The organism is Streptomyces phaeochromogenes (genome assembly GCF_001418655.1).
GTDB classification, from domain to species: Bacteria; Actinomycetota; Actinomycetes; order Streptomycetales; family Streptomycetaceae; genus Streptomyces; species Streptomyces phaeochromogenes.
The window spans coordinates 1-6,025 of the sequence record NZ_LIQZ01000175.1 but is presented as its reverse complement, the minus strand read 5'-3'; the positions used below and the strand labels follow the sequence as shown (position 1 = coordinate 6,025).

Annotated in this window: 5 protein-coding genes and 1 pseudogene; 1 reads left to right on the top strand and 5 read right to left on the bottom strand. The window is 71.4% G+C overall.

All coding sequences use genetic code 11. From position 1 onward, the window contains the following. The 4 genes from AOK17_RS23975 to AOK17_RS23960 form a co-directional block, all read right to left on the bottom strand. The coding region (locus AOK17_RS23975; protein WP_425424631.1) for an ATP-binding cassette domain-containing protein at nucleotides 1-357 on the bottom strand (357 nt) is incomplete at its 3' end. 147 nt (nucleotides 358-504) lie between these two features. Further along, complete coding sequence (locus tag AOK17_RS23970; protein ID WP_055614606.1) at nucleotides 505-1,347, bottom strand: DUF4097 family beta strand repeat-containing protein; 843 nt, start codon at nucleotides 1,345-1,347, stop codon at nucleotides 505-507. Between the two features lie 110 nt (nucleotides 1,348-1,457). Then, nucleotides 1,458-1,976: a toxin-antitoxin system HicB family antitoxin gene (locus tag AOK17_RS23965; protein WP_055614605.1), complete on the bottom strand. Its 519-nt coding sequence runs from the start codon at nucleotides 1,974-1,976 to the stop codon at nucleotides 1,458-1,460. A gap of 277 nt (nucleotides 1,977-2,253) precedes the next feature. Further along, nucleotides 2,254-3,423 carry a hypothetical protein gene (locus AOK17_RS23960; RefSeq protein ID WP_055614607.1) on the bottom strand — a complete coding sequence of 390 codons (1,170 nt, stop codon included), beginning with the start codon at nucleotides 3,421-3,423 and terminating at the stop codon, nucleotides 2,254-2,256. A gap of 445 nt (nucleotides 3,424-3,868) precedes the next feature. Between AOK17_RS23960 and AOK17_RS23955 the strand changes: the two genes are divergently transcribed. Then, complete coding sequence (locus AOK17_RS23955) at nucleotides 3,869-5,302, top strand: DUF2079 domain-containing protein (protein ID WP_107102484.1); 1,434 nt, start codon at nucleotides 3,869-3,871, stop codon at nucleotides 5,300-5,302. A 67-nt stretch (nucleotides 5,303-5,369) separates the two neighbouring features. On the opposite strand, the pseudogene AOK17_RS23950 reads toward AOK17_RS23955, so the two are convergent. Next, a pseudogene (locus tag AOK17_RS23950) lies at nucleotides 5,370-6,025 on the bottom strand (copper-binding protein); the annotation flags it as partial.

Sequence of the window (6,025 nt, the reverse complement as noted above, 5' to 3'; positions counted from 1 at the left end):
CATGAGGAGCATGTTCTCCTCACCGGTGATCAGGCCATCCACCGCGGAGAACTGACCGGTGACACCGATCGCGGCCCGCACCCCCTGGGGGTCGGCGGCCAGGTCGTGGCCGCCGATGTGGACGTCGCCGGTGCCGGGGTCGGCGGAGACGAGCGTGGACAGGATCTTCACGGCGGTGGTCTTGCCGGCGCCGTTCGGGCCGAGCAGGGCGAAGACCGACCCGGTCGGGATGTGCAGATCGATGCCGTCGAGGACGGTCTTGTCGCCGAACGACTTACGCAGACCGACGGTGGAGACGGCGGCAGGCGACGGGTGACCGTCCCGCTGCTTGGACGTGGGCATGACAGATGAAGGCATGGAGCCCTCCCGTTAGAAGGCTGAAGGAGTAAGGAGTTGGGGGATCGGAAGAGATGAGGCTGGGGCGCGCGACGCTGGGCGAGGCGAGGCGCGGAGGGGCGGAGCGCGGTGAGGCGGGGCGAGTCAGAACGGGGGGAGCGAGGGCGCTCAGGCCTTGGCGCGGAGGACGTCGATGTTTCCCCAGTTGGAGCGTGCGCGGACCTTGACGGTCTCCTCGGTCTGCTCCGGGGCCTCGGACGCGGCAAGCGTGTTGCGTACGTGCCCGCGGTTGGAGCTGACGTCGAGCCAGGCGGCGGTGCCCTGACGGATACCGACCTCGATGGCGCCGTTGGAGGTCTCCAACTGGACGTTGCCGCGGACGACTTCGGCGACACGAAGGGGGCCGTTGGTGGTGGTGCCGACGACCGACGCCTCGGCGCGCGTGACGTCGATGGCGCCGTTGGCACCGCTCATCCGCAGCTCGCCGGTCACGGCTCCGACGGTCGTGGTGCCGTGCGAGTTCTTCAGGACGGCGGGACCGTCGACGATGCCGACGCGCACGTTGCCGGTGCTGCTGGTGATCTCGGCCATGCCTTCGACCCGGTCGACGGTGCTCGCGCCGTGCGAGGCCTTCAACTGAAGCGGACCGGTGGTGTCGAGGCGGACGTCACCCGCCGAGATCTTCACCCGGACCTCGCCGAGCCGGCCCTCGCCGATCATCTGGGTTCCTGCGCCGGTCATGTCGACGTTCGAGCCCGTGGGCAGTTCCACCGACACGTCCACGGTGCCGCCGCGCCCGAGCAGATTGGCCTTGGGCGTGGTGACGGTCAGGGTGCCGCTGCTGTAGGAGACCTCGGTCTGGTCGGCCGTCCGTACGTCCAGGTCCTTCTTCGGGTCGCGGGGCCGTACGTCGACGACCGTGTCGAGGCGGTCGCCCGCGGTGAACCGGATGGAACCGGCGTACACGTAGGCGGTGACCGAGATCGGTTCCGGAGTTTCGAAAGAAGGCATGGCTGTCCCGTCCTCTTGAGTCCTTGGGTCGTCCCCGCTGGTGGGACGTGGTGTGAGTGAAGTGGCGTACGTGAAGTGATGTGGGTGAAGCGGCGGGGGCGCGGGCGCGGTCAGCGCACCCAGCCCGTGATGCTCTGGCCGATGGTCTGGGTCCTCTCCGTCGTACGCGGCCGGGTGCCGCCGTCGACCGCGGCCGACACGGCGCGCACCAGCCACGCGTTGACCGACAGGCCCTCGCGGGTCGCGGCCTCCTCGGCACGGGCCTTGAGGTGGGCCGGCATACGCAGGTTGACGCGGGCGGTGCCGCTCTCGTCGCCGTCCGCCGGGGCCGGGGCCCTGAGCGGTTCGACGGGCTCGGCCGGCTCCGCGGAGGCGCCGCCGTCGGTGGGCGGCGGTGTCACGACGAAGTCGGGGTCGAGCCCGCGCAGCCGTACGTCGACCGAGCCAGGGGCGAGTTCACGGGTGATCTCGTCCGTCGCGGCGGAGAGCACGTTGAGCATGATCAGCCGGGTCGCCGACTCCAGGGGAGCCGTCAGCCTCTCCGCCAGCTCGCGGGCTTCGTCGCCGCCGGCTTCGGCGGCCACCGCGAGTTCGCGGCGGAGGCTGTCGACATACGGGGTGAGGTCCATGACGCCATCATGGCACCACAATGGCGCCACACGCAAGCCACTCGGTGGCATCTCGGGGCCATCAGTCGAATCAATCGCCCTGACCTGCAGAAACACACTGGCACTGGGTTGAGCGATTGCGGCACCAGAAGCGCTCGCACACCTTTGGAGGCCGGAAATGGCACCACGCGGCACCGGATGGCGCTACTCAGCGCCAATCCGCGCCACCCGGTGCCGCCTGGTGCCACCCAGCGCCGCCAAGCGCCGCCAAGCGCCAAGCGATGTCGCAGAGAGCGGCCTAGCCCACCGGCGTACGCCGCACCACCTTCCCCTGCCCGTCCGCCTCCAGCGAGGCCGTGCCTTCGGCGCCCGTCACGCCGACCCTGATGGTGAGGGACCCGGTGAGGCGCTCGGCCGTGATCTGCCAGGTCCGCGGGGAGCGGATGCCGAGGGTGGTCCTGGCCTCCTCGACGAGGGCGGGGAAGCGTTCGTAGGGCAGGGAGCGCGGGTCGAACTGCGGGGCCTGCGTGCCGGTGGGGGAGAACACGACCGACAGCAGACGCTCCTGGACGACAACGGTGAGTGCCGACCGCTTTCCCCCGCCCTCGTCCTCGCCCTTGTCCCCGCCCTCGCCCTTGTCCTTGTCCTCGGTGAGCGAGTCGACGGCCCGGCGCAGTTCGCCCTTGTCGAGCATGGACTGGCCCGGGCCAAGGGCGACCGTGCCGGACGCCGACGACACGACCGTGGTCGACGACGTCGAGGAAGAGGAAGAAGTGGAGGAGGAAGAAGAGGAGGAGGAGACGGAGGGCTTCGAGGAGGAGGGCTGGCGCGCGGTCGCGTCCCCGTCGAACAGGTCCGCGCGGAACAGCCCGATCACGACGGCCGCGCCGAGCAGCAGGCCGAGGAGCCCGACGAAACCGAAGGCGCAGCCCTCGGGGGGCTCGCTCACCGTGGCCGGCCCGGGCACCGAGTCGAGGCGGGCCCCGGCCGCCCGTTCCTCCCACTCCGGGGTCGGCCGCTTGACGATCCTCACGCGCCACGGCCGGTCGGGCGGGTACTGGACGACCAGGATGCCGCGCGGCCGGTAGTCGGAGAGGTCCACGAGGTTGATGTCCTGCGTGATCTCGACGCGGTAGGCCGGCTCGTCGTCCGGTGCGACGGTGAGGTCGAAGCGCACCGGCACGTCGCTCGACTCACCCCCGATGGCCTTCAGGCTCTCGATCATCGCGAGAGCGGTGCGGGGCACGCCGGCCGCTTCCCGCCGCCGCCGTGGCGCACCCGCGAGGAAGAGGAGCAGACCGTAGACCGTGGGCACGACGAGTCCCGCGACGAACAGCGGCACCTTCTCGATGATGCCGCCGACGACGAGAGCGGCCAGGGACGTCCCGGCCACACCACCCGTCAGGAACCCCCGGGCGAGGGCCGCGGGAGTGCTGTGCGTGGGTGGCGCGCCCGCGGTGATCGTCATGGCGGCGATTGTGCCGGGCCGGGATGACGGCCGGTAGGCCCCCGGGTGACCTTCCGCGGGCCGACGTCCGCGGTGTTCACAGGGCAGTCGGGCCTTGCCGGGAACGAGTTCGGATCCCGTCTCCTCCACAGCCCCTGAACTGCGGAAACACTGGCCTCCATCGCGTGGGGATCGAGGTCCGTGTCATGCTCTGGTCTCCGTTCCAGTCCTCTCGATTCCAGTCCTCTCGATTCCAGTCCTCTCGATTCCAGTCCCTCGGAATCCCAGTGCCGCGCCGTGCCGGCATCGACACCCGACCAACGCCCGACCGATGACTTGCCGATGGCCTGCCGATGACTTCCTGGTCGCCCGGTGCGCCGACGGCTCGTAAGGACCGCTCGTGACCAAGGCTCTCCCCGGCCCGCCGCAGGACGCCCGGGCCGCGCAGACGTCACCGCGGTCCGCGATACCCCGGTCCGAGGTACCCGGGTCCGCGATACCCGGGCCGGCCACGCTCCCCCCGCGTGACCGGCGCCCCCGCCGAACCGGCCCACCCGGCCGGCTCGACCCGTATCTCCTCTCCCTCGCCCTCTTCGCCGCCTACACGGCTCTCTCCCTCGCCCGCTACCGGCACCTGGCCACCCGTTCCTGGGACCTCGGCATCTTCGAGCAGGCCGTCCGCGCGTACGCGCACCTCCAGGCGCCCGTCGTCGATCTGAAGGGGCCGGGGGCCAATGTCCTGGGCGACCACTTCAGCCCGGTCATCGCTCTCCTCGCCCCCGTCTACCGGGTCTTCCCCTCCCCCCTCACCCTGCTCGTCGCACAGGCCGCGCTGTTCGCGCTGTCGGCCGTGCCGGTGACCCGCGCGGCCGGCAGGCTCCTGGGACGTCCGCGCGGGCTCGCGCTCGGCATCGCGTACGGCCTGTCCTGGGGCGTCCAGCGTGCCGTCGACTTCGACTTCCACGAGATCTGCTTCGCCGTACCCCTGATCGCGTTCAGCCTGGAGGCGATCCTGGCCCGGCGGTGGCGCGCGGCGCTGCTGTGGGCGCTGCCGCTGATGCTGGTCAAGGAGGACCTCGGGGTGACGGTGGCGGCCATCGCGCTCGTCGTCGCCCTGCGGTGCCGCCGCGATTCCCGGCGCACGATCCTGTACGCCCTCGGCGTGGCGGCGCTCGGCATCGCCGCCACCCTGGTCGTACTCGTCTTCGTCATCCCGGCCTTCAACACGACCGGCGGCTACGACTACTGGACCAAGGTCGACGGCGGCTCGACCCTCCTCGACGGCACGGGCGACAAACTCCGCACCCTCGCCTGGCTGTTGGTGCCGACCACCGGGCTGCTGGCGCTGCGCTCCACGCTGTCCGTCGTCGCGCTGCCCACGCTCGGGTGGCGGTTCCTCTCCTCCGACGACCACTACTGGGGGACCGACTGGCACTACAGCGCGGTCCTGATGCCCGTCGTGGCGCTCGCCCTCGTCGACGCCCTCGCCGGTGCCCGGTACAGCCCGCGGCCCTGGCTGCGTACGTACGCGCACCATCTGCCCGCGGCCGTCGTCGCGGCTGCGCTGTCGCTCACGACCACGCTCCCGTTGGCCGTACTGACCGAGCCCGCCGCCTACCGCAAGCCGGCGCGCGTCACCGCAGTCGAGCGTCTCCTGGACCGGATCCCGGACGGCGCGACCGTCGAGGCCGACATCCGCCCCAGCAGCCGCCTCACCTCACGCTGCCGTGTCCTGTGGGTGGGCGACACCGGCGGCATCACCCCCGACTACATCGCCCTGCAGAACTCCCGCGACCGGATCCGCGACATCGAGGCCCGCGCGCGGCAACTCCACCCCCGCGCCGAGTACTCGCTCGTCGGCACCGTCGAGGGGTACGTCGTCCTCAAGCTCGACTCCTGACGAGTTCGACTCCTGACGAGTTCGTACGCACCGCTGCGGCCGGTGTCCGGAGGGCGCCCGCCGGACCTCAGCGGAGGATCTTCACCCGGCGCGTCTCCGACACCTGGTCGATGTCCGACGTGCGAACGGTGACCTTCATGGTCCAGGTGCCCGGGATGGGGAGGTTGAGGGACGACGTGCCCCAGTAGCCCCCCTTGTTGGTGAGGCCGGCGTCGATCGGGCCGATCTTCTGGGACGCGAGGGTGAAGGAGAGGCGGATCTCGGGGACCGTGGCGATGCCTCCGTCGGGGCCGATGACGACCGCCTCGACCGTGTTCTCGCCGACGCGGCCCGGTTCCAGGACGATCTGGACCTTGCCGTGGCCGCCCGGGGTGCCGACGTCGAAGGGGATCAGGGTCGTCGACGCGGTCCGCTGACCGGCCGCCGCGGTCTCCTCGGCCGCCGCCGTCTCGATCTCGGCGCGCCCCGGCTGCGTACCGGTGAGAACCGTCGTGATCACCAGCACGACCACACCCACGACGACCTCGGCCAGGACCGAGCGGCGCAGGGCACCGCGGCGGACGCCGGATGCGGAAGTCGGCTCGGACTCGTTCTCGGACTCGTTCTCGGGCTTCTCTTCGGACCCGTCGCCGGCGGCTGCCGACGTGGACTCCCCGGTGTCCCCGCTCGAACTGCCCGCCCCGGGGCCGGAATCCGCTCCCCCGCCCGCACGCGCCCCCACCG

Bases quoted from the DNA above. Each gene is read 5' to 3' on its own strand.
- AOK17_RS23970 (WP_055614606.1), bottom strand. From the start codon at position 1,347: ATGCCTTCTTTCGAAACTCCGGAACCGATCTCGGTCACCGCCTACGTG.
- AOK17_RS23965 (WP_055614605.1), bottom strand. From the start codon at position 1,976: ATGGACCTCACCCCGTATGTCGACAGCCTCCGCCGCGAACTCGCGGTG.
- AOK17_RS23960 (WP_055614607.1), bottom strand. From the start codon at position 3,423: ATGACGATCACCGCGGGCGCGCCACCCACGCACAGCACTCCCGCGGCC.